Origin of the sequence: Streptomyces sp. VNUA24 (assembly GCF_029167005.1) — a bacterium.
GTDB lineage: Bacteria > Actinomycetota > Actinomycetes > Streptomycetales > Streptomycetaceae > Streptomyces > Streptomyces scabiei.
The window spans coordinates 4,082,708-4,105,506 of sequence record NZ_CP119143.1 but is presented as its reverse complement, the minus strand read 5'-3'; the positions used below and the strand labels follow the sequence as shown (position 1 = coordinate 4,105,506).

The window sequence follows — 22,799 nt, the reverse complement described above, 5'->3', positions numbered from 1 at the left end:
AGCGCGGACGAAGCCCCTTTAGGGGCTCGTTCGCTCCAGCTTGCTGCTGTTCGTCGGTCCCGGTTGAACCAACCCCAGCGGCGGGGAGAAGAGGGGTTCGTGTCGTTCGCAGTGTCCATGTTGGTGCTCCGGTGCAGCGAGGGATGGGGCTGTGTCACGTCCGTCGCATCCGTCGCATGCCTGGTCAGCACAGGTACGGACACGCGGGCAGGTACGGAGAACTCCGTCCCGGCGAGAGAGTCCGTCCCCGCGCTGACCTGCGCGGGGACGGATGCGACGCAGTGATACGGACCCCGGTGGGATCAGAGGGCGCGCTTGAGTCCGGCGGGGCCACCAGGCGGGCCGACAGGCAGCGTCCCCGCCGGGGCGGCGGGCGGCCTGCTCTGGGCCATGCGGGCAGGGGCAGCGCCGCGTTCGGGCTCGGGTGCCGCCTCGACGAGGTCGGGGCAGTTGCGGGCCCAGGCGTCCAGGAAGCGGTTGCGCATGTACGCCTTGGCCTGCCTGCCCTTGTCGAACCGGTAGTTGGCCGGGCTGATGTTGAAGTCCCGCAGCAGATTGCTCAGGTGGTAGGCGTTCAGCCCTTTGGTGCCGTGCTCCGCCCACGGGGCCTCGGCGTCCTGGAGGAGCGCGGCGACCAAATCCTGGGTGGACAGGGCCTCGGGGTTCTCCGCCTGCGCGAAGATGCGGTGGATGTCGCGCAGGAGCCGCGTCTTCAGGCTGCTCTGCTCGTCCTGGGCCGCCTCGTGGCGGGTCATGGCCAGGCAGGCGGCACGAGCCTGGGCGGGCCAGTGGCCGCCGGCCAGGTCGGCGATGATGACCAGCGGCTCCCAGGTGTCCGCCGCCCGGTCCTCCACCGGCATGTGCGGCACCATGCGGGCTGCCTGCCCGCGCAGCGGACCCAGCCATGCGGTCAGCCGGTCACGTAGCGCGTTGAGTTCTGGCACCGAGTACCGGGAGCGGAAAGGGGTGACCCTTTCGCCCGGCTTGCGCTTCTGCATCCGCAGAACGACCGCCCGGTCCATGACCGTGTCCGGCAGGTCGCCGATCCCCGCGATGGCGGCCATGGCGAAGGTGGGGAACGGGGTCGGTTTGTGATCCGGACCTGAGATCCGCCAGGCGGGCCGGTTGCGCTGGTGGCCGGCATTCAGCAGGCCGCGCAGGATCTCACTGTCACCGCTCGCCTTAGGGCCGAAGATGGTGTCCGCCTCGTCCACCAACATGGTGGGCGGGTTCTTGCCGATGATCCGGAAGATGACCGCCGGAGAGGTGTTGACCGTCATCATCGGCTGGTGCACGGTCTCGTGGAGGACGTCCAGAACCCGGGACTTGCCGCACCCCTTCGTCGGGCTCACCACCGCCAGACGCGGCGCGTGCTGCAGAGCCGTCTGGATGTGCGTGGCCGCCACCCACAGGGTGACCGCGGTCAGCGCCTCCTCGCTGGGCAGCACCACGTACTTGCCGATCGCTGCCCGCAATTCGTCCAGCAGCGCGACCCCGTCAGCAGCTACCTGCGCCCGCGCGCCTTCATGGACTCCGTTACCTGCCTTGCCATCGACGAGTGCGATCTCGTGCTGTTCGGCCTCCACGGGACCGTCGGTCCCCGGTGAGAGACGAGGACCGACGCTCCGGTCCCCATTGCGGTCCCCTGGTGCAACTCCCGCGTCTCGGGGACCGGTCCCCGGTGTCACGCTGCTGGCCTGCACGTTTCCAGCGGATGTGGATATGGGGACCGCGACTTGCGGTGACAGGGGACCGGGTGCGTCGCGGGGACGGTCCCCCGACACCGCATCAGCGGAGTCCTGGTCCCGGCGGCGCCAGGGGGTGCCACCGCCGGGGACCGCTGTCGTGGGCCAGACGGCGGGGGATGTGTTCGTCGTGGTGGGGGACATAGAGTCCTCCATAGACGTTCCTCTCCGTGAGGGGCAGGACGGGCGACGTCCCGCCCCTCACCAGCTCGTACGTTCAGGGATGGGCGATCGGCAGGGGAATCTCCGGCCCTCGGCGTTGGCGCGCCGGGGGCCGTTTCTGTGTCCGGAGTTTCCGGCGGCTCAAGAGGCCAGACCCCACTCGTCTCGGCCCTCGATCAGCGTCCGCTCGTAGCGCAGCAGCTCGGCCTCGGGGTACAGCACCCGCTTGCCGATCTTGATACCGCGGGGGCCCTTCTCGATCTGGCGCCAGTAGCGGACGGTGCTCTCCGCTGTGCGGTAGCGCTCGGCGACCTCGGCGGTGGTCAGGTATCGCATGCATTCCCAATCGACTAGGCGGCAATCCGGTCTGCATAGTTTGTACTCGACGATCGCCGGTTAATCAAATCGGCAAGTGTGTGTTTCAATTGGGAAAGTGATGGTCGTGATGGAGGTCCGATGACAGGTGACAAGGTCGACGGCGGTGAGGTGCCGCTGCTGTACAGCGAAGGCAACATCGCCGCGCGGGTGGCGCTGGAGCGCGAGGTCAGGGGGTGGAGCACGACCGAGTTGGCAGATCGGGTGTCCAAGGCCGGCGTCAAGATGAACCAGACCGCCGTCTGGCGCATCGAGAACGGCACCCCACGCCGCCGCATCAATGTCGACGAAGCCCTCGCCTTCGCCCGCGTCTTCGAACTGCCCCTCGAAGAGCTGATGTCCCCGCCTCTGGAAGGGCTGGATCTCGACAGCAGACGGCTCGTCCAGGAAGCCGTCGAGGCGTACTACGAGACACGCGACGCCGAAGACCGACTGCACCACGCAGTCGTCGGCATCGCCGAGCACATCCAGGCCCACCCCGACAGCTCACGGGCCATCCACGAGCAGTGCCTTCGCCTCATGGGCGACGAGCGCGACGCCCGCACCCTCACCGAGCACATCGAGGGCGGCGGCTACCACCGATAACCAACCCAAGGGAGAAGCCACTTGGCGAACATCCAGAAGCGCCCCAACGGCAAATGGCGGGCCCGCTACCGCGACCTCGACGGCAAGGAGCACGCCCGCCACTTCGACCGCAAGCTCGACGCCCAGCGCTGGATCGACGAGGTAACGGCCAGCATCGTCACCGGCCAGTACGTCGACCCGCAGGCCGGACGAATCACGTTCGAGAAGTACGCGAAGAAATGGGAGGAGGCACTCATCGCAAGCGAGGCGGGCGAGCGGATCACCGACAACGCGCTCCGGCTCCACCTCGTCCCGGCGCTCGGCTCCCGCGCGATGGCGGCGATACGCCGCAACGACCTTCAGGTGCTCTTCAAGAGCCTGTCCGAGCTGCTCGGCCCCGGCAGTGTGCGCAACGTCTACGACGTCCTCGTACGCCTCATGACGGCGGCCGTGGAGGACAAGGTCATCGCGTCCAGCCCCTGCCGCCGGATCACGCTTCCGCCCATGCAGGACGAGGAGGTCACCCCGCCCACGGTCGCGCAGGTCGAGGCCATGGCCCGCGTGATGCCGCCGTACATCCGCGCGGCGGTCGTCACGCTCGCCGGATCAGGCTTGCGAATAGGAGAGTTGCTCGGCCTCAAGGTCTCGGATGTCGACTTCAAGGTCGGCACGATCCGCGTCGAGCGACAGCGCCTCCAGTCCGCGAAGATCGGCCCACCGAAGACCGCCAAGTCCCGACGCACCGTCCCGGTCGGCGAGGTGGTCACCGACGCCCTCCTCGCGCACCTCGCCGCACGCCCCTCCAAGGAGTGGCTGTTCACGATGGAGGAGGGAGAGCCCCTCAACTACCGCCGCTGGAAGACGGAGTGGAACTGCGCCCGCAGGACGCTCCAAGCAGCGGAGAACGAGGCGGCCGAGCGCGAGGGCCGCAAGCCCGTCGAGCTGCCGCACACGGTGACCCATGACCTGCGCCACTTCTACGCCTCCGCCCTCATCGCCGGCGGAGCGAGCGTCAAGCAGGTCCAGCTGGTCCTCGGCCACGCGTCCGCCGTCATCACGCTGCGGATCTACGCGCACCTCTGGCCGGGCGAAGAAGACCGCACCCGGACCGTCATGGACGCCGTGCTCGGCGGCATGCGGACCGGGTGCGGACCGGTTGACCTGGCGACCAAGGAAATCGCAGGTCACATGGCGTGATCAAAGATCAAGCCTTCTTGGTCTCCCAGAAGATCTTGTCGATCTGGGCGATGTAGTCCAGCGCCTTCTGGCCCGTCGCCGGGTCGGTGGACGCCTTGGCGGCCGAGAGGGCCTTCAGGGCGTCGTTGACCAGCTGGTGCAGCTCCGGGTACTTCTCGAAGTGCGGAGGCTTGAAGTAGTCGCTCCACAGCACCGAGACGTGGTGCTTGGCGAGCTCGGCGCGCTGCTCCTTGATGACGGTCGCGCGAGCCTGGAAGTGAGGGTCGTCGTTGGCGGCCATCTTGTCCTGCACGGCCTTCACCGACTCCGCCTCGATGCGGGCCTGGGCCGGGTCGTACACACCGCAGGGCAGGTCGCAGTGCGCGCTGACCTTGACCTTGGGGGCAAACAGGCGGGAAAGCATGGAGCATTCCTTCCTCGTGATCGTCTTCTCAGGTGGGACATTACTCCCTGCGAGAGTGGTTTTCGCGGGTGCCCCCATGGGCTTAGGGCAAAAGTCCGGGGTCAGACTGGGACCGGTGGAGGAACGGAACGGGGAGGTGCCGGAGATGCCGGAGCTGTCGCGGGAGAGCGAGCGGGGCGGTGCCCTCCTGCCCTTCGGAGTGGCCGAGGTCACAGGACCGTCTATGGTTCCGACCCTGCGCCACGGCGACCGGCTGCTCGTCCACTACGGGGCCCGCCTGCGGGTCGGGGACGTCCTGGTGCTGCGGCACCCCTTCCAGCAGGACCTGCTCGTGGTGAAGCGGGTCGCCGAGCGGCGCGACGGCGGCTGGTGGGTGCTCGGGGACAACGCCTACGCCGGCGGGGACAGCACCGACTACGGGGTCGTGCCCGACGAACTCGTCCTCGGCAGGGTGCGGTTCCGCTACCGGCCCCGGCCGGACGGTCAGCGCTCGCCGTTCGCGCTGGCCCGCTGGGCGCTCTCGGCCGCGCGTCCCGTGCTCGGCGACCGGTCGGCCTCCAGGCGTTTGCGGGCCCGGTAGGCCGCCACGTTGGCGCGGGTCGCGCAGCGGTCGGAGCAGTAGCGCCGGGAGCGGTTGGTGGAGGTGTCGAGGTAGGCGTTGCGGCAGGGTGCCGCCTCGCACAGGCCGAGCCGGTCCACGCCGTACTCGGTGAGGTGGAAGGCCAGGCCCATCGCCGCGATCGCCGCGTAGCCCGCCGTCGCGTTGGAGGGGTGGTCGGCCAGGTGCATGTGCCACAGCGGGCGGCCGTCGTCGTCCCGGAAGTCGTGGCCGGAGATCTGCGGGCTCACCGGGAACTCCAGCAGCAGTGAGTTCAGCAGGTCCACGGCGAGGGTCTCGTCGCCGCCGTTCGCCGCCTCGAAAACCGAGCGCAGCCGGGCCCGTACGGACCGGAACCGGGTCACGTCGGCGTCCGTCGCCCGCCGGGCGGCCTGCCGGCTGGGCCCGAAGAGATCGCGGACGGCCTCCACCGAGGTGAGCGTGTCCTTGCCCCGGTCCGGCTCCTCGGTGTTGACGAGGCGTACGGCGTAGTCCGAGTAATGGGCCAGTTCCACTTGTAGTCCTTACGAGGGCGCTCTATTGTCGTGGTGCGGGTCAGGTAATGGCTGCTCGTGCTTACAGGGTATTACGCGGTAGGCGGAAGACGCGGTACGCGGAGGAAGGGGCCTCATGACCACCACGGCCGGCACCGACTGGCACGCCTGGCAGGAGAGCTGGGACCGGCAGCAGGAGTGGTACCTGCCGGACCGTGAGGAGCGGTTCCGGGTGATGCTGGACATGGTCGAGGCGTTCGCCGGACCCGAGCCCCGCGTCCTGGACCTCGCCTGCGGTACGGGTTCCATCACGTCCAGACTGTTCGCGCGGTTCCCGAAGGCCGTCAGCACCGGTGTGGACCTCGACCCCGCGCTCCTCACCATCGCCGAGGGCACGTTCGCGGGCGACCCGCGGGTCACCTTCGTCACCGCCGACCTCACCGACCCCGACTGGACGGCCCGGCTGCCGTACGACACGTACGACGCCGTCCTGACGGCCACGGCCCTGCACTGGCTGCACAGCGAACCCCTCGCCGCCCTCTACGGTCAGGTCGCGGAACTCGTCCGCGACGGCGGTGTCTTCATGAACGCGGACCACATGATCGACGAGACGACGCCCCGGATCAACGCGGCGGAGCGCGCGCACCGGTACGCGGGTATGGATCGAGCCAGGGCGGACGGCGCCGTCGACTGGGCCGCATGGTGGCAGCTCGCCGCCCAGGACCCCGTGCTCGCCGCGCCGACGGCCCGTCGTTTCGAGATCTACGGGGAGCACGCCGACGGTGACGTCCAGAGCGTCGACTGGCACGCCCGCACCCTGCGCGCGCGGGGCTTCGCCGAGGCCCGCGCGGTGTGGTGCTCGCCCTCCGACTCGCTGGTGCTGGCGGTGAGGTAGCCCGCCGCCCGCACGGACGGACGCACGGAACGGGTGTAGGGAACGGGTGTACGAGCAAGGGGCGGTACGGGATCCCGTACCGCCCCTTCGCCGTCGCGCCCCGGTGCTACAGCACCTTGGACAGGAACGACTGGGTGCGCTCCTCCTGGGGGTTGGTCAGCACGTCACGGGGGTTGCCGGACTCGACCACCACACCGCCGTCCATGAAGACCAGGCTGTCGCCGACCTCACGGGCGAAGCCCATCTCGTGGGTGACCACGATCATCGTCATCCCGGACTCGGCCAGGTCGCGCATGACGTCGAGGACGTCGCCGACCAGCTCCGGGTCCAGCGCCGAGGTGGGCTCGTCGAAGAGCATCAGCTTCGGCTCCATGGCCAGCGCCCGGGCGATGGCCACGCGCTGCTGCTGGCCGCCGGAGAGCTGGGACGGGTAGTTGCCCGCCTTGTCGCCCAGGCCGACGCGCTCCAGCAGCTCGCGGGCACGCTCGCGGGCCTGGGCGCGGCTGACGCCCTTGACCTGGACCGGCGCCTCCATGACGTTCTCGGTGGCCGTCATGTGCGGGAACAGGTTGAAGCGCTGGAAGACCATGCCGATGTCCCGGCGCTTGACCGCGACCTCGCTGTCCTTCAGCTCGTACAGCCTGTCGCCCTTCTGGCGGTAGCCGACCAGCTCGCCGTCGACGTACAGCCGGCCGGCGTTGATCTTCTCCAGGTGGTTGATGCACCGCAGGAAGGTCGACTTGCCGGAGCCGGACGGGCCGATGAGGCAGAACACCTCGCCCGTCTGCACCTCCAGGTCGATGCCCTTGAGGACCTCGACGGGGCCGAACGACTTGTGGATGCCCTCGGCCTTCACCATGGCGGTCATGCCGAGACTCCCTTCGGGCGGCGCGTGGGCAGCACGGCCGCCTTGAAACGCTGCATCGGTGTCGGCGGGAGGGACCGCGAGGAGCCCTTCGCGTAGTGCCTCTCCAGGTAGTACTGCCCGACGCTGAAGATGCTGGTGAGGACCAGGTACCAGGCGGCGGCGAGGAACAGCAGTTCCACGATGGCGCCCGAGTTCTGGCCGATGTCCTGGGCCGCCTTCAGCAGATCCACGAACTGCACCGTCGACACGAGCGACGTGGTCTTCAGCATGTTGATGACCTCGTTGCCCGTGGGCGGCACGATCACGCGCATAGCCTGCGGGATGACGATCCGGCGCAGCGTCTTGGCGTGGCTCATGCCGAGCGCGTGCGACGCCTCGGTCTGGCCCTCGTCGACCGAGAGCAGACCGGCGCGGCAGATCTCCGCCATGTACGCCGCCTCGTTGAGACCGAGGCCGAGCAGGGCCGTCAGCAGCGGCGTCATGAACGAGGACCAGTAGTCCTTGTAGATGGGGCCGAGGTTGATGTACTCGAAGACCAGACCCAGGTTGAACCAGACGAAGAGCTGGACCAGGACCGGGGTACCGCGGAAGAACCAGATGTAGAACCACGCGATGGACGAGGTCACCGGGTTCTTGGACAGCCGCATCACGGCGAGCAGGATGCCGCCGACGACGCCGATCACCATGGAGACCACGGTGAGCAGCAGGGTGTTGAGGACACCCTCGATGATGCGGTCGTCGAAGAAGAAGTCGGGGATCACGCCCCAGTTGATCTTCTTCGCCTGCGCGAACGCGTAGACGATCGAGCCGAGGAGAGCGAGCGCGATGGCCGCGGACACATAGCGTCCCGGGTGCCGGACCGGAATCGCCTTGAGCGCTTCCGGACCGGCGGGGGGAGTGTCCGAGGGACCGTCCGTCTTGCTGACGTCAACAGTCACGGGTGGAGCCTTTGCCTTTCAGAACCGAGCCGAGAATCAAGAGCCGCCGTTGACCTTGGCCTCGGTGATGGCGCCGTCCTCGACGCCCCACTTCTTGATGATCTTCTCGTACTCGCCGTTGTCGATGATCGCCTGGACGGCGTCCTTCAGCGCGTCGCGCAGCTCGGTGTTGTCCTTGGCGAGAGCGATGCCGTACGGGCCGGCCTCGACCTGGTCGCCGACGATCTCGAAGTACTTGCCGCCGCCGGAGGTCTTCACCGAGTACGCGGCGACCGGGAAGTCGGCGGAGACGACGTCCGCGCCCTTGGAGCGCATCCGGGTCTCGGCCTCGGGGTTGGTGGCGAAGTCCTCGATCTTGAGGGCCTTCTTCTTGTCGTCCTTGCACTTCTTCGCCTGGTCCTTGGCGAGGTCGTGCGAGAACGTGTTGCGCTGCACGGCGATCGTCTTGCCGCACAGGTCGTCCCAGGTCTTGATGCCCTGGTCGTCGCCCTTGTTGGTGTACAGCGAGACACCCGCGGTGAAGTAGTCGACGAAGTCGACGCCGGCGCCGACCTTCTTGCCGGTGTCGGAGTCGATGCCGTCCTGGCGGTCCTTGGTGTCGGTCATGGCCGACATCGCGATGTCGTACCGCTTGGCGGCCAGACCACCGATGAGGGTGTCGAAGGTGGCGTTCTGGAACTTGAAGTCCACGCCGAGCTGCTTGCCCATCGCCTCGGCGATGTCGATGTCGAGACCGACGACCTTGCCCGTCGCGTCCTTGAACTCCACCGGGGCGTACGCGATGTCCGATCCGACGTTGATCACGCCCTTGTCGCGGACGGACGCGGGCAGCTTGCCGGCCAGCGGGGCCCCGCTGGTGGAGGCGGTCTCCGAGCCGCTGTCCTTGCTCTTGGTCTGGTCACCGCAGCCGGTGAGCAGCAGGGCGCCCGCGACCGCGATCGCTCCGACGGCGGCTGTACGGGAACGCAGGCCGGTCGTACGACGGGTGGTGCTTGCGGTCATGGTGGGTTCCTCCGGCGGGGGTGGTGTGGAGTTGCCGACAGGTCGACGATTAACACGCGTCTTCGAGTGTGGCGACCTCGTGTGATTACGGCATCTTGCCATTCGGGCATGTGCAATCAGATGACCGGCCATGTCAAAATCGGATAACGGGTGACCCCCGTATGACCCACGAACCGCCGCGGACCGCGTGATCACACCGGATGCTGTGCGGGAATCCCTCCTTCCGGCCGCAAGATCTTCGGCGCATCTCAGGATGCGGTCGATGGTGAACCCCGCACACATGGCTGTACAGGACTTGTCGTGACGTGTACCGACTTGCCCCGTTTTCGGTCGATGAATCGAACGATCCATGATCGTCTTTAAATGACCTTCGGGTTGTGACCTTCGAGGTATCAAGACGTGTGGACTCGTCGTCGGCGCCGTCCGTCCGGTAAGAAGGTTCCTTACACCCCTCATCCGGGGCCCAGGGCGCGTGTGCGGCGCGCCCGTCGCGTCTGAGCCCGCATGTGTCGCCGTACGTATCGGTGACCTGGGACTTACGCGGTGCCCGCCCGCTCCCGAACCGGGAGCGGAACACCCTCAAACCATGAAGACCTAAGGGGTAAAACAAGTGGCAGCGGAGATTGTCAATCCTCGCACCGACAGCGGCGACGGCAGTACGGGTCAGGAGGGCGGGGGGGAGCCTCTCAATTCCCTCGACTCCTTCGACCCCGCCTTCGCCCTGCACCGCGGCGGCAAGATGGCCGTGCAGGCCACCGTGCCGATCCGGGACAAGGACGACCTGTCCCTCGCCTACACGCCCGGCGTCGCGCGGGTGTGCACCGCCATCGCCGAGCAGCCCGACCTGGTCAACGACTACACCTGGAAGTCCTCGGTCGTCGCCGTCGTCACGGACGGTACGGCGGTCCTCGGGCTCGGCGACATCGGCCCCGAGGCATCCCTCCCCGTGATGGAGGGCAAGGCGATCCTGTTCAAGCAGTTCGGCGGCGTCGACGCGGTGCCGATCGCGCTCGCCTGCACGGACGTCGACGAGATCATCGAGACCGTCGTCCGGATGGCGCCCTCGTTCGGCGGCGTGAACCTGGAGGACATCTCCGCGCCCCGCTGCTTCGAGATCGAGAAGCGGCTCCAGGAAGCCCTCGACATCCCCGTCTTCCACGACGACCAGCACGGCACGGCGGTCGTGACGCTGGCGGCGCTGCGGAACGCGGCGCGGCTGACCGGGCGGGGCCTGGGTGATCTGCGCGCGGTGATCTCGGGTGCCGGAGCGGCGGGGGTCGCCATCGCCAAGATGCTGCTGGAGGCCGGGCTCGGTGACGTCGCCGTCGCCGACCGCAAGGGCATCGTCTCCGCGGACCGCGAGGACCTCACGCCGGTCAAGCGGGAGCTGGCCGAACTCACCAACCGGGCCGGGCTCTCGGGCTCCCTGGAGGACGCCCTCGCGGGCGCGGACGTCTTCATCGGCGTCTCCGGCGGTACGGTCCCGGAGGAGGCGGTGGCCTCGATGGCCGAGAACGCGTTCGTCTTCGCCATGGCCAACCCCAACCCCGAGGTGCACCCGGACGTCGCCCACAAGTACGCGGCGGTCGTCGCCACCGGGCGCTCCGACTACCCCAACCAGATCAACAACGTCCTCGCCTTCCCGGGGATCTTCGCGGGGGCCCTGCAGGTGCGGGCGTCGCGGATCACCGAGGGGATGAAGATCGCGGCGGCCGAGGCGTTGGCGTCGGTCGTGGGCGACGATCTTGCGGCGGACTATGTGATTCCGTCGCCGTTCGACGAGCGGGTCGCTCCTGCCGTGACCGCGGCGGTCGCTGCGGCGGCCCGGGCGGAGGGTGTGGCTCGGCGCTGAGCCGTGCGGGGTGGCGGCGGTTTCTTTTCGCCCCCGCCGCCCCTACCCTTCCCATCCTCAAAGGGCTGCGCCCCTTCGACCCCCAGGCGTCCGTTCGGTGGGGGCTGGTCGCGCAGTTCCCCGCGCCCCTGAAAAGCGGGGGCTGCGCCCCGCGCTTTCAGGCCCGCAGGGCCTGTGTCCTTCACGAGCAACGCACCCGCACGGCCCGCGTCCGAAGCGTGGAGGTTCGGGCGACGGGACGCGTGTCACAGTGGTCCGTGGTTCCATCGCTCCCGGCGTCCCCCTATGGTCAGGCGCATGTTCGCTGCCTACGCCGCCCGTATCGACCGTGACCGACCGCTCGACGGACTGGAGTTGGGGGACCGCCCGGCCCCGGAGCCGAGGCCCGGCTGGACGACCGTGAGGGTGAAGGCCGCCTCGCTGAACCACCACGACCTCTGGTCCCTGCGCGGCGTCGGCCTCGCGGAGGACAAGCTGCCGATGATCCTCGGCTGTGACGCCGCCGGTGTCGACGAGGACGGCAACGAGGTCGTCCTGCACTCGGTGATCGGCCAGACCGGACACGGGGTCGGCCCCCGAGAGCCCCGCTCGATCCTCACCGAGCGCTACCAGGGCACCTTCGCCGAACTCGTCTCCGTCCCCATCTGGAACGTCCTCCCCAAGCCCGCGGAACTCTCCTTCGAGGAGGCCGCCTGTCTGCCCACCGCCTGGCTGACGGCCTATCGCATGCTCTTCACCAACGCGGGCGTCCGCCCCGGCGACTCGGTCCTCGTGCAGGGCGCCGGCGGTGGTGTCGCGACCGCCGCGATCGTGCTCGGCAAGGCGGCCGGACTGCGGGTCTTCGCCACCAGCCGTGACGAGGCCAAGCGCAAGCGGGCCCTGGAACTGGGCGCGGTGGAGGCGCTGGAGCCGGGGGCCCGCCTGCCCCAGCGTGTCGACGCGGTCATCGAGACCGTCGGTGCCGCCACCTGGTCCCACTCGGTGAAGTCGCTGCGGCCCGGCGGCAGCCTCGTTATCTCGGGCGCCACCAGCGGCGACCGCCCCTCCCACGCCGAACTGACCCGCATCTTCTTCCTCGAACTCAAGGTCGTCGGCTCCACCATGGGCACCAAGGACGAACTGGAGGACCTCCTCTCCTTCTGTGCCGCGACCGGTGTCCGCCCCGTCATCGACGAGGTGCTGCCCCTGGACCGCGCCCGCGAGGGCTTCGAACGCCTCGCGGCGGGCGACCAGTTCGGCAAGATCGTGCTGACCGGCCCCTGACGATCTCGGTAGGACGACGGCCGGCCCGGTCATCCGGGCCGGCCGTCGTCATGTCAACCAGGGTTGACGACGCGGTCGTGTCAACTTAAGTTGACATCATGACCGAAGCAACGGATCTCGCCGAGCGCGCGGGCGACCGCGACCCCCGGGTCGGGCTGCGGGCCGTCGCCGCCCTGCGCAGGCTGCTGGAGCAACTGGAGTCGGTGCAGGTGCGCAGCGCGCGCCTTCAGGGCTGGTCGTGGCAGGAGATCGCCGCGGAACTCGGAGTGAGCAGGCAGGCCGTGCACAAGAAGTACGGGAGGCATTGATGTTCGAACGGTTCACGAAAGACGCCCGTGCCGTGGTCCTGGGAGCGGTGGACCACGCCGAACGCGCCCGCGCGGCGGAGGTGACCGAGGAACACCTCCTCCTCTCCCTGCTGGACCGCGAGGCCTCCCGTGCCTCCTTCGCCCTGACCGTGCTGGGACTCGCCGGGGCCGGCCGCCGGGAGTCGGTCGAACGGGACCTCGCCGAGGCCCGCCGCCGGGGCGGGCTCTCCCGCGCCGACGCGGACGCCCTCTCCGGCCTCGGTATCGACCTCACCGAGATCGTCTCCCGCGTCGAGGAGACCCACGGGGCGGGGGCGCTGGCGCCGGACCCGAAGGGCGCCCGACGCGGCCGGGGGCGCCTCGCCGGCCACCGCCCCTTCACCCGCGAGGCCAAAGGCGTCCTCACCCGCTCCCTCCGCGCCGCCCACGCCCACCGTGACCGGTACATCGGCGACGAACACCTCCTGCTCGCCCTCACCACCCGCCCCGGCGTCCCGGCCGAGGTCCTCGCGGACCATGGGGTGACGTACGAGGCGCTGGAGCGGGTGCTCTACGGCGGCGGGGAGGCCGAGGCGGGGTGAGCGGCGCCCGGGGTGGTGGGGCGAGGGCTTCCCCGGCTCACTCCTTGGGCACCCGCAGCACCGCACCGATGTGGGCCGCCGCTGTCGACAGATGGCGGCGGGCGTCACGGAGCTGGTCCTCGGTCACGCCGTGGTCGCGGGCCGCGTCGCGGATGTCGTCGCGGAAGCGGTCCAGGAGACGGTCGAGGTCGCGGGCCGGTTCACCCGTGGGCGCCTCGTGGACCCAGGCGGGCTCGTAGTCGGCGGGGAACTCCTCGGGAGTGACGGAGTAGTCCGCTGCCCCGGCCCCGGCCCCGGCTCCCGCGCCGCCGGTCGCCCCCGAGCGTCCGAAGCCGAAGTCCTTGCCGAACTCCTTTCCGAAGTCCTTCCCGAACTCGCCGAACTCCTTGGCCAGTTCGGTCAGCCCCTCCCGTACGCCCGTCGGCCAGTCGCCCCGGGTGAAGTGGTCCTGGACGTGGTCCTGGACCCGTTTGGCGATGCGCTGCAGCTCCTCCTGGGCCTGGGTGCGGGCGTGCTCCTGCGCCTCCTTGGCCTGGCGGCGGGCCCGCTGGGCCTCCTCGCGGGCCCGCCGGCTCTCGTCCTTGGCGCGGCGGGCCTGCTCCTTCCACTCCTGCTTGACGCGACGCATCTCCTCCTTGGCGGCACGCCAGGCCGCGTTGTCCTCGGCCTCCCCGGGCGCCCCCCGGTCCCCGTCACCCGTCCCGCCTCTCCTGCGGGCCTCGGACGCGGCCGCCCGCATCTCGCGGCGCAGGTCGCCCGCCGCGCCCCGTACGTCGGCCCGTATCTCGGCGGCCAGCTCCGCGACCGACTCACGGATCTCCAGCTCCAGATCGGCCAGCTCGCCGCTGCGGTCGGCCAGTTCGGCGCGGCCCGCGTCGGTGATCGCGTACACCTTGCGGCCGCCCTCGGTGGTGTGGGTGACCAGTCCCTCGGCCTCCAGCTTGGCCAGCCGCGGGTAGACGGTGCCGGCCGAGGGGGCGTACAGGCCCTGGAAGCGTTCCTCCAGCAGCCGGATCACCTCGTAGCCGTGGCGCGGCGCCTCGTCCAGCAGCTTCAGCAGGTACAGCCGCAGGCGTCCGTGGGCGAAGACGGGAGGCATGTCAGAACACCTTCTTGTCGGTCGTGCGGTCGGTCGCGGCGTCGGCCGGGCCCGTCGGCGGGGGCGGGTCCTCGCCGGACGGTCCCGAGGTGCCCTCCGTCGCGTCCGGAGCCGTCCCCGTGCTGTCGTCCTCCTGCTCCTCCCCGGATCCGCCCGGGCTCCCGCCCACCGGTCCCCACGGTTCGTCCTCCGTGGGGGGCCGGCGGAGGAGGGCTATGGAGCCGGAGACGGTGGTGGCCCTGAGGCGGCCGCTGCCCGTGCCCAGCCGGCCGGTGACCTTGTGGGCGCCCCAGGGGCCGCTGACGTGGAGTTCCTCGAAGGCGTTGGAGATCGTCCCGCCGGCGGTGTTGGCCTCGACCTCGGCGTCGGCCGGGTGGGGGAGGCGGATGGCGATCTCGCCGGAGACGCTGCTGAGGCCGACGTCTGTGGGGCCGCCCGCGGGGTCGAGGTCGAGGATGATCGAGCCGCTCACGGACTCGGCCTTCACGCGGGGACAGGACCCTTCCATCACGGTCAGGTCGCCGGAGACGGAGCTGAGCCGGAGATCGCCCGTGAGGGCCTGCGCCTCCACGCTTCCCGAGATCGTCGTGGCGCGCACCGGGCCCGCCAGCCCGACCAGGGTGGTGTCGCCCGAGACGCCCTTCACCTCCGTACGCCCCTCCAGTCCGGACACGACCGCCGTGGCGCCGACCACGCCCACCTCGACACGGGTGGCCGCCGGGACGGCGAGCGACACCAGGACGTCCCGGCGTCGGCCCTTGCGGTCCAGCCATTCGAGGAAGCCCTTCCAGGGCAGGTCGTCGTAGGCGACGGTCAGGGTGCCGTCCTTCTGGGTCACCGTCAGGGGCGGGCCCTCGACGGCGGACACCTCCAGGCGGGCGGAACTCTCGTCGGTGCCCACCACGTTGACCGTTCCGTTGACGACTCGCACACGCAGTGCCGTCACCGGCTCGTCGAACGTGAGCCTCCGCGGCTCGGCGACGGACCACACGGACATGGAGCTGACCTCCTCGGCAGACCCGGCAGGAAGAGACGACGAAGGCGAGGGCGCGGGCGGGACGAGCCCGAGGGCGTACGCGACCGGCACACACGCACTATCGTGTTCTCGCTACTCACGATATATCGCGGTCACGGAAAGTCAATACACCCGTTCTGGTGACCCCGCAGGTGAATCCAGGACAAATCGCCCTAGCGTGGAGGGCATGTCGACGGAACGCTCCCAGGGGCCCCGCGCCCCCCGGCCCACCCCCGCCCCCGGTGCGCTCCTGCTCTGCCGGGCGGACCCCGACGCCGTCGCCCCCGTCGCCCAACTGCTCCGCGAGCGCATGCTGCTGACCCCGGCCGGATCCGAGTGGACCGCGCTGGTGCCCGAGGGAAAGCCCTGGCTGCAGGGCGGCGAACCCGTCGACCGCGTCCTCGGCGGCTGGGCGAGCGCCCTGGCCGTCGGCGTCACCTGGCCCGTGCTGGCGCTGTGGTGGGACGCGGACCGCAGCGGCTACACCCTCGCCGCGGGCTTCCGCCGCACCGTCGGCTACGAGTGGCTCGCGAACGGGACCCCGGTCGGCGAGGACGAGGCGATGCGTACGTTCGCCGCCCGCCTGGACCTGGACCCGGTCCTCGACGCCCAGTCCCTGGAGGACCTCACACGCGGCGACCCGGAGGCCGACGCCCGCTCCCGGCTGCGCGGGCTGCTCGCCGTCCTCGCCCGTGCGGGCGTGACGCTCCCCGCCGGTCTCGGGCCGGGCGAACCCGCCGACCGGCTCCGCGAGGTCGCCCGCGTCCAGCCCGGCGTCCAGCGCATCGAGTGGACGGGGTGGCGCGGGGCGGTCCGTTCGGAGCTCGACGCCCTCGAACGGGGACGCCTCGGCCCCTGGCTCCCCTGGGCCGGCACTCCCCGGGCCCGCGCCCTGGCCGCCGCCCAGCTCCTCGCCGGACTCCCGCTCACGGCCTGGGGCCTGCATCGCCGGAGCCCCGGCTGGCTGACCGCGGGCGGCCTCCTCCTCGCCCACGGCGCGGTGGGCCTGCTCTACGACCTGTCCCACCCGCGCGACTGATCATTTCCCCGTTGCCGAGGGGGCCGCTACTCGTCCTCGTCCTCGTCGTCCAGCCGCGCCAGCCAGGTCGCCAGCCGCTCCACCGGAATCTCGAAGTCCGGGTTCAGATCCACGAAGGTCCGCAGCTGCTCGGCCAGCCACTCGAAGGTGACCTCCTCCTCGCCACGCCGCTTCTCCAGTTCCTCGATGCCACGGTCCGTGAAGTACATGGGTCAAGGATAAGTGCGGGAAAACGGCCGGGCCGCACCCCCGGGAGAGGGGGTGCGGCCCGGCCGCGTGCCTTCGTCGAGCGCGGTTACGCCTCGAACACCTCACGCACCAGCTGCTCCTGCTCGGCCTGGTGCCGCTTCGCCGAACCCACCGCCGGCGACGAGCCGTGCGGGCGCGAGATGCGCCGCAGCCGCTCGCCGTGGGGGACGTCCGCGCCGACCGCGAGGTCGAGGTGGTCGATCAGGTTCAGGGCGATGAACGGCCAGGCGCCCTGGTTCGCGGGCTCCTCCTGCGTCCACAGGTACTTCTCGGCGTTCGGGTACTTGTTGACCTCCGCCTGGACCTCGGCACCCGGCAGCGGGTAGAGGCGCTCGATACGGATGATCGCCGTGTCGGTGATGCCGCGCTTCTGACGCTCGGCCTCCAGGTCGTAGTAGACCTTGCCGGCGCAGAAGACGACCTTCTTGACCGCGTTCGGGTCGACCGAGCTGTCGCCGATGACCGGGCGGAACTCGCCGCTCGTGAACTCCTCCGCCTTCGACGCGGCGGCCTTCAGACGCAGCATCGACTTCGGGGTGAAGACGACCAGCGGCTTGTGGTGCGGGTTGTGCACCTGCCACCGCAGGAGGTGGAAGTAGTTCGACGGGAGGGTCGGCATGGCGACCGTCATGTTGTTCTGCGCGCACATCTGGAGGAAGCGCTCCGGGCGGGCGGACGAGTGGTCCGGGCCCTGGCCCTCGTAGCCGTGCGGGAGGAGCAGGGTGACGCCGGACGTCTGGTTCCACTTCTGCTCCGCCGACGAGATGAACTCGTCCACGACCGTCTGGGCGCCGTTGACGAAGTCGCCGAACTGCGCCTCCCACAGCACCAGGGACTCGGGACGGGCCAGCGAGTAGCCGTACTCGAAGCCCATCGCCGCGTACTCGGAGAGCAGGGAGTTGTAGACGTTCAGCCGCGCCTGGTCCTCGGAGAGGTACATCAGCGGCGTGAACTCCTCGCCCGTCTCACGGTCGATGATCACCGCGTGACGCTGGCCGAAGGTGCCGCGCTGCGAGTCCTGACCGGCGAGGCGGACCGGAGTGCCCTCCAGCAGCAGGGAGCCGATGGCGAGGGTCTCGCCCATGCCCCAGTCGATCGTGCCGTCCTCGACCATGCCCGCACGGCGCTGCAGCTGCGGCAGCAGACGCGGGTGGGCGGTGATGTGGTCCGGGACGTTGACCTGGGACTCGGCGATGCGCTTGACGGTCTCCGCGGTGATCGCGGTGTTCACCGAGACCGGGAAGCCGTCCTGCGGGGCGTCGGCGTCGGCGGACGCCGCCGGCTGCGCGATGGCCTCGCGGACCTCCGTGAAGACCTTCTCCAGCTGGCCCTGGAAGTCCTGCAGCGCCTGCTCGGCCTCTTCCAGGGTGATGTCGCCGCGACCGATGAGGGACTCGGTGTAGAGCTTGCGCACCGAGCGCTTCTTGTCGATCAGGTCGTACATCAGCGGCTGGGTGAAGGCCGGGTTGTCCGACTCGTTGTGACCGCGGCGGCGGTAGCAGATGAGGTCGATCACCACGTCCTTGTTGAACGCCTGACGGAACTCGAAGGCCAGCCGCGCGACGCGGACCACGGCCTCCGGGTCGTCGCCGTTCACGTGGAAGATCGGGGCCTCGATCATGCGGGCCACGTCGGTGGCGTACATCGAGGAACGCGACGACTCGGGAGCCGCCGTGAAGCCGACCTGGTTGTTGATGACGATGTGGACCGTGCCGCCGGTGCGGTAACCCCGCAGCTGCGACATGTTCAGGGTCTCGGCCACCACGCCCTGGCCCGCGAAGGCCGCGTCGCCGTGCAGGGCCACCGGCAGGACGGTGAAGTCCGTGCCGCCCTTGTTGATGATGTCCTGCTTGGCGCGCGCGACGCCCTCCAGGACCGGGTCCACGGCCTCCAGGTGCGAGGGGTTCGCGACCAGGCTGACCTTGATCTGCTCGCCGTCGAGACCCGTGAAGGTGCCCTCGGCGCCCAGGTGGTACTTCACGTCGCCGGAGCCGTGCATCGACTTCGGGTCGAGGTTGCCCTCGAACTCGCGGAAGATCTGCGCGTACGACTTGCCGACGATGTTCGCCAGGACGTTCAGCCGGCCGCGGTGGGCCATGCCGATGACGACCTCGTCGAGACGGGACTCCGCCGCCGAGTCGATGACCGCGTCCAGCAGCGGGATGACGGACTCGCCGCCCTCCAGGCTGAAGCGCTTCTGGCCGACGTACTTCGTCTGCAGGAAGGTCTCGAAGGCCTCCGCCGCGTTCAGCCGGCGCAGGATGCGCAGCTGCTCCTCGCGCTCCGGCTTGGAGTGCGGGCGCTCGATGCGGTCCTGGATCCAGCGGCGCTGCTTCGGGTCCTGGATGTGCATGAACTCGACGCCGGTCGTACGGCAGTACGAGTCGCGCAGCACGCCGAGGATGTCGCGGAGCTTCATCAGGGACTTGCCCGAGAAGCCGCCGACCGCGAACTCGCGCTCCAGGTCCCACAGGGTGAGCCCGTGCTCGGTGATGTCCAGGTCGGGGTGCTTGCGCTGGCGGTACTCCAGCGGGTCGGTGTCGGCCATGACGTGGCCGCGGACCCGGTAGGAGTGGATCAGCTCGAAGACCCGGGCGGCCTTGGTGACGTCGTCGTCGTGGCTGGCGTCGATGTCCTTGAGCCAGCGGACCGGCTCGTAGGGGATGCGCAGGGCCTCGAAGATGTCGTCGTAGAACCCGCCCTCGCCGAGCAGGTAGTTGGCGACGATCCGCAGGAACTCGCCGGAGGCGGCGCCCTGGATGACCCGGTGGTCGTACGTCGAGGTCAGCGTCATGACCTTCGAGATGCCCAGCTTGTTCAGGGTGTCCTGCGAGGTGCCCTGGAACTCGGCCGGGTAGTCCATGGATCCGACGCCCATGATGACCGACTGACCGGGCATCAGACGCGGGACCGAGTGGACGGTGCCGAGGCCGCCGGGGTTGGTCAGGGAGACCGTGACACCGGTGAAGTCGTCCATCGTCAGCTTGCCGTCACGGGCGCGGCGGACGATGTCCTCGTAGGCCTGCCAGAACTCGAAGAAGTTCAGCGTCTCGGCCTTCTTGATGCCCGCGACGACCAGCTGGCGGTCGCCGTTGGGCTTCACCAGGTCGATGGCGAGGCCGAAGTTGACGTGCGGCGGCTTGACGAGGGTGGGCTTCCCGTCCTTCTCCGCGTAGTGCCAGTTCATCGACGGCATCGTCTTGATGGCCTGCACCATCGCGTAGCCGATCAGGTGCGTGAAGGAGATCTTCCCGCCCCGGGCGCGCTTGAGGTGGTTGTTGATGACGATGCGGTTGTCGAACAGCAGCTTCACCGGGACCGCGCGCACGGACGTGGCCGTGGGCAGCTCCAGGGAGGCGTTCATGTTCTTCGCGACCGCGGCGGCGGGGCCGCGCAGCGTGATCAGCTCCGGGCCCTCGGCGGGCGCGGCCTGCTTCGCGGGGGCCGCGGCGGCCGGCTTGGCCGGTGCGGGCGCGGCGGCCGCGGGCTTCGCGACGGCAGGTGCCGGAACGGCGGCGGGCTTCGGGGCCGCCGGCGCGGGCGCGGCCGGAGCCGCGGGAGCGGCCTGGGCCGGCGCAGCGGGTGCCGCGGCCGCGGTGCTCACCGGAGCCGAGGCGGCAGGTGCGCCCGGCTTGTAGTCGGCGAAGAAGTCCCACCAGGCTCGGTCTACCGAGTTCGGGTCCTGGAGGTACTGCTGATAGATCTCGTCGACGAGCCACTCGTTCGGACCGAACGCCGCGGCGGGGTTCTTACCCGCTTGGTCTGCGTCGGTCGAGATGCTCGAGTTACTGGGGGACTGTGGCGACACGGCGGCAACCGCCCTCTTCCGCTTCACAAGGTGATGGACAGCGGGAATCAAGGCTACGCCCCCGTGGCCGTGAAGGTCAGGCCGAGTCCGCTCTTCGTCGCGTAAGTCACATCGGAAAGCGCGTTTCGGGGGTGGAAATGGCGGGAAACAAGCGTGGTTCCGGTCCGGAATCGGGCTGGGGGGTGCACACCGGGCATGCGTCGGGCGGGGCCTGCGGATATGTGCACGCGGCCCTCGGTCCGAACGCACCTGATCACACGTGTCCGGCTGCGCGGAACCGCCGTGGATCTTGTCGCTCCGCTTCGAACTTTACGTCAACTTGGGGGAGATGTAAGCACCGGGAGGATGAGCGATATTCGGCAATGGCGAGGGGATTCAGCCATGCATGATGTGGGTATCAGCGGATTTTCCGCCCGCGGCCGTCCCTGCCCCGCTCATCCGTTTCCTCCCGGTAGGAGCACCCGGATACGGCAGCCCTTCGGGGACTCGGCCACGCCGATACGGCCGCCGTGCAGGTCCACGGCCCAGCGGGCGATGGCGAGCCCCAGTCCGGTGCCGCCGTCGCTGCCGGGGCCGTGCGGGGAGCTGACGGCGCCGCGGTTGAAGCGCTCGAAGACGCGGTGCCACTCGGATTCGGGGATGCCGGGGCCCTCGTCGAGGACTTCCAGGTCCAGGGAGTCGGTGGTGGGGCCGCGGCGGGCCTTCACCGTGACGCGGCCGTGCGCCGGGCTGTGCTTCACCGCGTTGTCGATGAGGTTGGCGACGACCTGGTGGATGCGTTCCGGGTCGGCGTTCGCGGTCAGCTCCGGCGGATGGACGTCCAGGTGCAGATGCACGTCCGTGCGGGTGTGGTTGCCGGAGCCGGAGGTGATCCCCCCGCGGGCCGAGGAGACCATCTGGGCCTCCTTGAGGACGCCCGAGAGGTACGGCCAGACCTCGAAGCGGCGGCGGCGGAGCGGGACCACGCCGTTGTCCAGGCGCGAGAGGTCCAGCAGGGTCTCCACCAGCCGCCCCAGGCGTTCGGTCTGCTTCAGGGCCGTCCGCATCGTCTCGGGGTCGGCCTGGGTGACCCCGTCCACGATGTTCTCCAGGACCGCCCGGAGGCCCGCGATGGGGGTGCGCAGCTCGTGGGAGACGTTCGCCACCAGCTCCTTGCGCTGACGGTCCTGCGCCTCCAGCTCGTCGGCCATGAGATTGATCGTGTGGGCGAGGTCGCCCAGCTCGTCCCGGCGGTTCTCGCTGACCCGGCGGGTGTAGTCGCCGCGGGAGATGGACCGCGCCACCGCGTTCATCTCGTCCAGGGGGGCGGTGAGCGAATGCGCGACGAACTGCGTGATCAGGAGTGTGGCGATCATCGAGAACACCGTGATGAAGCGCAGCTCCGTCTTGGTGTGCACGGCGATCATCGACAGACCGGTCGTGATCAGGACCGAGATGACGACGAGCGCGCCGAGCTTCGTCTTGATCGAGAAGGGACGCAGACCGCTCAGCGGTCCCGCGCCCTTGCGTGACCCCGGGTCACCGACTCCGCTCATGACGCCACCAGCCCTCTGTCCCTGTGTGCCTGGGTATGCCCGCGTACGCGGTGCGCCGGCACGGGATCAGGGAGTCGGGGTCTCCAGGGCGTACCCCACGCCGTGCACCGTGCGGATCCGCTCCGCGCCGATCTTCCGTCGCAGCGCCTTGATGTGGCTGTCCACGGTCCGCGTCCCGGACGCGTCCGCCCAGTCCCACACCTCGGCGAGCAACTGTTCGCGCGAGAGTACGGCACGCGGGGTGTTCGCGAGACACACGAGGAGGTCGAACTCGGTGGGCGTGAGGTGCACGTCCTCGCTGCGCACCCGGACGCGGCGCTGCGCGTGGTCGATCTCCAGCTCGCCGAGGCGCAGGATGCCCGAGCGCGGGGTGGTGGCGGCCAGCGCGGCCCGTTCCACCCGGCGCAGCAGGACGTGCACGCGGGCGGCCAGTTCCCGCATGGAGAACGGCTTGGTCATGTAGTCGTCCGCGCCGACGCCGAGCCCGACCAGCATGTCCGTCTCGTCGTCCCGGGCGGTGAGCATCAGCACGGGGACGGGCCGCTGGGCCTGGACGCGCCTGCACACCTCCAGGCCGTCGAAGCCGGGCAGCATGATGTCGAGGATCAGCAGGTCGGGCTGCCACGCCTCCGCGGTGTCGACGGCGGCGGGCCCGTCGGTCGCGGTCTGCACGACGAAACCCTCGGCGCGCAGACGGGCCGCGATGGCGTCGACGATCGTCGGGTCGTCCTCGACCACCAGCACCCGGCGCTGTGCGCCCGGGGTCGCCGTGGTGCCGCTGTGGGTGGTGTGTGTCTGCTCCATCGCCC

The 22,799-nt window shown here is 69.8% G+C and carries 22 protein-coding genes; 9 read left to right on the top strand and 13 right to left on the bottom strand.

What is annotated here, in order from left to right; all coding sequences use genetic code 11:
• Positions 1-302 precede the first annotated feature (302 nt).
• Positions 303-1,487, bottom strand: a complete 1,185-nt coding sequence (locus PYR72_RS17160) for a DUF3631 domain-containing protein (RefSeq protein WP_343245562.1) — start codon at positions 1,485-1,487, stop codon at positions 303-305.
• 561 nt (positions 1,488-2,048) lie between these two features.
• Complete coding sequence (locus PYR72_RS17155; protein WP_061334472.1) at positions 2,049-2,243, bottom strand: helix-turn-helix domain-containing protein; 195 nt, start codon at positions 2,241-2,243, stop codon at positions 2,049-2,051.
• A gap of 120 nt (positions 2,244-2,363) precedes the next feature.
• Here PYR72_RS17155 and PYR72_RS17150 point away from each other — a divergent pair, with 120 nt between their 5' ends.
• Positions 2,364-2,867, top strand: a complete 504-nt coding sequence (locus tag PYR72_RS17150) for a helix-turn-helix transcriptional regulator (protein ID WP_275456149.1) — start codon at positions 2,364-2,366, stop codon at positions 2,865-2,867.
• Between the two features lie 21 nt (positions 2,868-2,888).
• The gene (locus PYR72_RS17145) at positions 2,889-4,043 is read left to right on the top strand and encodes a site-specific integrase (RefSeq protein ID WP_275456148.1); all 1,155 of its coding nucleotides are present in this window, start codon (positions 2,889-2,891) and stop codon (positions 4,041-4,043) included.
• Between the two features lie 7 nt (positions 4,044-4,050).
• Here PYR72_RS17145 and sodN read toward each other — a convergent pair whose 3' ends face one another.
• Positions 4,051-4,446 (bottom strand): superoxide dismutase, Ni, encoded by a 396-nt coding sequence (gene sodN, locus PYR72_RS17140; RefSeq protein WP_005480378.1) that lies wholly within the window; start codon positions 4,444-4,446, stop codon positions 4,051-4,053.
• Positions 4,447-4,591: 145 nt separating this feature from the next.
• On the opposite strand from sodN, the gene sodX reads away from it, so the two are divergent.
• Positions 4,592-5,026, top strand: coding sequence for a nickel-type superoxide dismutase maturation protease (sodX, locus tag PYR72_RS17135; RefSeq protein ID WP_059079257.1), 435 nt, complete (start codon positions 4,592-4,594; stop codon positions 5,024-5,026).
• Here sodX and PYR72_RS17130 read toward each other — a convergent pair.
• Positions 4,930-5,559, bottom strand: coding sequence for a CGNR zinc finger domain-containing protein (locus tag PYR72_RS17130; RefSeq protein WP_013000773.1), 630 nt, complete (start codon positions 5,557-5,559; stop codon positions 4,930-4,932). The two genes, sodX and PYR72_RS17130, sit on opposite strands and share 97 nt — an antisense overlap.
• 115 nt (positions 5,560-5,674) lie before the next feature.
• Here PYR72_RS17130 and PYR72_RS17125 point away from each other — a divergent pair, with 115 nt between their 5' ends.
• Positions 5,675-6,433: a class I SAM-dependent methyltransferase gene (locus PYR72_RS17125; protein ID WP_275456147.1), complete on the top strand. Its 759-nt coding sequence runs from the start codon at positions 5,675-5,677 to the stop codon at positions 6,431-6,433.
• A 106-nt stretch (positions 6,434-6,539) separates the two neighbouring features.
• On the opposite strand, the gene PYR72_RS17120 is transcribed toward PYR72_RS17125, so the two are convergent.
• Genes PYR72_RS17120 through PYR72_RS17110 form a run of 3 tightly spaced genes read right to left on the bottom strand, consistent with a single transcriptional unit; the run spans position 6,540 to position 9,241 of the window.
• The gene (locus PYR72_RS17120) at positions 6,540-7,301 is read right to left on the bottom strand and encodes an amino acid ABC transporter ATP-binding protein (protein ID WP_275456146.1); all 762 of its coding nucleotides are present in this window, start codon (positions 7,299-7,301) and stop codon (positions 6,540-6,542) included.
• Positions 7,298-8,239 (bottom strand): amino acid ABC transporter permease, encoded by a 942-nt coding sequence (locus tag PYR72_RS17115; RefSeq protein ID WP_275456145.1) that lies wholly within the window; start codon positions 8,237-8,239, stop codon positions 7,298-7,300. Before PYR72_RS17115 ends, PYR72_RS17120 begins: the two co-directional genes overlap by 4 nt.
• Positions 8,240-8,275: 36 nt before the next feature.
• On the bottom strand, positions 8,276-9,241 hold the full coding sequence (locus PYR72_RS17110) for an ABC transporter substrate-binding protein (RefSeq protein ID WP_275456144.1): 966 nt from the start codon (positions 9,239-9,241) through the stop codon (positions 8,276-8,278).
• A gap of 610 nt (positions 9,242-9,851) precedes the next feature.
• Between PYR72_RS17110 and PYR72_RS17105 the strand changes: the two genes are divergently transcribed.
• The 4 genes from PYR72_RS17105 (at position 9,852) to PYR72_RS17090 (ending at position 13,245) form a co-directional block, all read left to right on the top strand.
• Positions 9,852-11,093 (top strand): NADP-dependent malic enzyme, encoded by a 1,242-nt coding sequence (locus PYR72_RS17105; RefSeq protein WP_275456143.1) that lies wholly within the window; start codon positions 9,852-9,854, stop codon positions 11,091-11,093.
• 297 nt (positions 11,094-11,390) lie between these two features.
• Positions 11,391-12,356 carry a zinc-binding dehydrogenase gene (locus PYR72_RS17100; protein WP_275456142.1) on the top strand — a complete coding sequence of 322 codons (966 nt, stop codon included), beginning with the start codon at positions 11,391-11,393 and terminating at the stop codon, positions 12,354-12,356.
• Positions 12,357-12,454: 98 nt separating this feature from the next.
• Entirely contained in the window at positions 12,455-12,664 is a 210-nt protein-coding gene (locus PYR72_RS17095; protein WP_275456141.1) for a sigma factor-like helix-turn-helix DNA-binding protein, read from the top strand.
• On the top strand, positions 12,664-13,245 hold the full coding sequence (locus PYR72_RS17090; protein WP_275456140.1) for a Clp protease N-terminal domain-containing protein: 582 nt from the start codon (positions 12,664-12,666) through the stop codon (positions 13,243-13,245). Before PYR72_RS17095 ends, PYR72_RS17090 begins: the two co-directional genes overlap by 1 nt.
• A 37-nt stretch (positions 13,246-13,282) precedes the next feature.
• Here the strand turns inward: PYR72_RS17090 and PYR72_RS17085 are convergent, their stop codons facing one another.
• On the bottom strand, positions 13,283-14,344 hold the full coding sequence (locus PYR72_RS17085; protein WP_275456139.1) for a PadR family transcriptional regulator: 1,062 nt from the start codon (positions 14,342-14,344) through the stop codon (positions 13,283-13,285).
• A 1-nt stretch (position 14,345) separates the two neighbouring features.
• On the bottom strand, positions 14,346-15,341 hold the full coding sequence (locus PYR72_RS17080) for a DUF4097 family beta strand repeat-containing protein (protein ID WP_275456138.1): 996 nt from the start codon (positions 15,339-15,341) through the stop codon (positions 14,346-14,348).
• A gap of 205 nt (positions 15,342-15,546) precedes the next feature.
• On the opposite strand from PYR72_RS17080, the gene PYR72_RS17075 reads away from it, so the two are divergent.
• Positions 15,547-16,398: a hypothetical protein gene (locus tag PYR72_RS17075; RefSeq protein ID WP_275456137.1), complete on the top strand. Its 852-nt coding sequence runs from the start codon at positions 15,547-15,549 to the stop codon at positions 16,396-16,398.
• A 26-nt stretch (positions 16,399-16,424) separates the two neighbouring features.
• Here PYR72_RS17075 and PYR72_RS17070 read toward each other — a convergent pair whose 3' ends face one another.
• The 4 genes from PYR72_RS17070 to PYR72_RS17055 all read right to left on the bottom strand — a co-directional run bounded on the left by PYR72_RS17070 (position 16,425) and on the right by PYR72_RS17055 (position 22,794).
• Positions 16,425-16,607: a DUF6104 family protein gene (locus PYR72_RS17070; RefSeq protein ID WP_275456136.1), complete on the bottom strand. Its 183-nt coding sequence runs from the start codon at positions 16,605-16,607 to the stop codon at positions 16,425-16,427.
• Between the two features lie 86 nt (positions 16,608-16,693).
• Complete coding sequence (locus PYR72_RS17065) at positions 16,694-20,455, bottom strand: multifunctional oxoglutarate decarboxylase/oxoglutarate dehydrogenase thiamine pyrophosphate-binding subunit/dihydrolipoyllysine-residue succinyltransferase subunit (RefSeq protein ID WP_275456135.1); 3,762 nt, start codon at positions 20,453-20,455, stop codon at positions 16,694-16,696.
• 434 nt (positions 20,456-20,889) lie between these two features.
• Complete coding sequence (locus tag PYR72_RS17060; RefSeq protein ID WP_013000760.1) at positions 20,890-21,990, bottom strand: HAMP domain-containing sensor histidine kinase; 1,101 nt, start codon at positions 21,988-21,990, stop codon at positions 20,890-20,892.
• Between the two features lie 66 nt (positions 21,991-22,056).
• Positions 22,057-22,794, bottom strand: coding sequence for a response regulator transcription factor (locus tag PYR72_RS17055; RefSeq protein WP_013000759.1), 738 nt, complete (start codon positions 22,792-22,794; stop codon positions 22,057-22,059).
• Positions 22,795-22,799: the final 5 nt, after the last annotated feature.

Excerpts from the sequence above, each read along its gene's own strand:
- PYR72_RS17060 (WP_013000760.1), bottom strand. The coding sequence starts at position 21,990 with ATGAGCGGAGTCGGTGACCCGGGGTCACGCAAGGGCGCGGGACCGCTG.
- PYR72_RS17085 (WP_275456139.1), bottom strand. The coding sequence starts at position 14,344 with ATGCCTCCCGTCTTCGCCCACGGACGCCTGCGGCTGTACCTGCTGAAG.
- PYR72_RS17095 (WP_275456141.1), top strand. The coding sequence starts at position 12,455 with ATGACCGAAGCAACGGATCTCGCCGAGCGCGCGGGCGACCGCGACCCC.
- PYR72_RS17100 (WP_275456142.1), top strand. The coding sequence starts at position 11,391 with ATGTTCGCTGCCTACGCCGCCCGTATCGACCGTGACCGACCGCTCGAC.
- PYR72_RS17070 (WP_275456136.1), bottom strand. The coding sequence starts at position 16,607 with ATGTACTTCACGGACCGTGGCATCGAGGAACTGGAGAAGCGGCGTGGC.
- PYR72_RS17125 (WP_275456147.1), top strand. The coding sequence starts at position 5,675 with ATGACCACCACGGCCGGCACCGACTGGCACGCCTGGCAGGAGAGCTGG.
- PYR72_RS17120 (WP_275456146.1), bottom strand. The coding sequence starts at position 7,301 with ATGACCGCCATGGTGAAGGCCGAGGGCATCCACAAGTCGTTCGGCCCC.
- sodX (WP_059079257.1), top strand. The coding sequence starts at position 4,592 with ATGCCGGAGCTGTCGCGGGAGAGCGAGCGGGGCGGTGCCCTCCTGCCC.
- PYR72_RS17155 (WP_061334472.1), bottom strand. The coding sequence starts at position 2,243 with ATGCGATACCTGACCACCGCCGAGGTCGCCGAGCGCTACCGCACAGCG.
- PYR72_RS17150 (WP_275456149.1), top strand. The coding sequence starts at position 2,364 with ATGACAGGTGACAAGGTCGACGGCGGTGAGGTGCCGCTGCTGTACAGC.
- sodN (WP_005480378.1), bottom strand. The coding sequence starts at position 4,446 with ATGCTTTCCCGCCTGTTTGCCCCCAAGGTCAAGGTCAGCGCGCACTGC.
- PYR72_RS17075 (WP_275456137.1), top strand. The coding sequence starts at position 15,547 with ATGTCGACGGAACGCTCCCAGGGGCCCCGCGCCCCCCGGCCCACCCCC.
- PYR72_RS17055 (WP_013000759.1), bottom strand. The coding sequence starts at position 22,794 with ATGGAGCAGACACACACCACCCACAGCGGCACCACGGCGACCCCGGGC.
- PYR72_RS17110 (WP_275456144.1), bottom strand. The coding sequence starts at position 9,241 with ATGACCGCAAGCACCACCCGTCGTACGACCGGCCTGCGTTCCCGTACA.
- PYR72_RS17080 (WP_275456138.1), bottom strand. The coding sequence starts at position 15,341 with ATGTCCGTGTGGTCCGTCGCCGAGCCGCGGAGGCTCACGTTCGACGAG.
- PYR72_RS17090 (WP_275456140.1), top strand. The coding sequence starts at position 12,664 with ATGTTCGAACGGTTCACGAAAGACGCCCGTGCCGTGGTCCTGGGAGCG.